We start from the raw sequence: 1253 nt of genomic DNA on the forward strand, positions 1-1253 counted from the left end.
GGCGCGCTGCGGCGCATCGCCCGCGGCGGCAGGCCGGCGCTTGCCCAGCGCCGCCGTGCGTTTGGCCAGTGCGCGCGCCTGGTCCAGCGCCGCCTTGTCGCCGGCCAGCGCCGGCGTGCCCTGCCAGCGCAGCACTTCGAGTTCGGCGGCCGGTGCGAGCAGGCTGTCGAGCCAGGCGTGCTCGTGTTCGTGCCAGTCGCGGAACTTCGTCCACGCGTCGCGCACGAGGCTGCGGTGCGCCGTGCGCGACGCGTCGTCGGACGGCGGCTTGGGCGCGAGGTCGCGGCGCGCGCGGTATTGCGCGACGAGGTCGGCTTCGCGCGGTTCGACGCCGTAGCGCAGATAGTCCTCGATGCGGTCGAGCACGAGCAGCGAGGTGTCGCGCGTCACGACACCGTAGGTCTTGGACAGCGCGACGATCGCATCCCGATCTCGCTGCGGCCGGTCGTCGAGATCGGCGATGCGCGCGGTCGCCCAGAGCCGCTCGACGAAGGCGCCGCGAGCGGTGTCGAGCAGCGTGCCGGCGGCGGGCTTGAACCGGCGCAGCACGGTCGCGCCGTCGCCGTCGCCGAAGCGCAGCTCCAGTTCCGCATCGGCGCTGCAGCGGCCGTACAACGTGAACGCGCTGCCGGCCGGCTGCGGCGCGCGCGGCGCGAGGTCGGCACAGTGCCCGGCCAGTACCTGCGTGGCCTGCAGCACCCACGGCCGGCGTTCGAGCCGGGCCTGCGCCGTGTTGTCGTCGACGGCGAGCAGGTTGAGCACCTGGCCGCCGCCGCGCCTGGCCCAGCGCGCCAGGCGCGCCGCATCGACGGTCCGGGCCGCATGCGCGAAAACCAGCCGCGGCGTGCGCTCGCCGGCCAGCCAGCCCGGTTCGCCGTCGCCGAAGTTGCTCAGGCCGTCGCCGATCACGAGCACGACGTCGGCGTCGCCGGCCAGTTCCGGGCGCAGCGCGCCGTAGGCGCTCGCGCCGTCGAGCGGCAGCGCTTCGATCGCGGCGCGCAGCGCTGCACTGTCGCCGCGGCGTATCGCGAAACGCTGCGGCGGATCGGCGTCGTTGCGGAACGCGATCAGATCGACTTCGACCTCGCCGAGCCGGGCCAGCCACGCCTGCAGGAAGGCAAGTTCGCGCTCGCGCTGACGCGTCGCGGCGCTGCCCGACGCGTCGTAGAACAGCGCGATGTGGCGCGGCGCGGCCGCCGGCCTGCGCGGCTCGGCCGGCGCCGACTGCACCTGCGCGGCGAAGCGGCGCCCCT

Annotated in this window: 1 pseudogene; it reads right to left on the minus strand. The window is 75.3% G+C overall.

Going from position 1 to position 1253, the window contains the following annotated elements:
* A pseudogene (locus NON22_RS24495) lies at nucleotides 1-1253 on the minus strand (hypothetical protein); the annotation flags it as partial.

Source organism: Tahibacter caeni (genome assembly GCF_024609805.1).
Lineage (GTDB): Bacteria > Pseudomonadota > Gammaproteobacteria > Xanthomonadales > Rhodanobacteraceae > Tahibacter > Tahibacter caeni.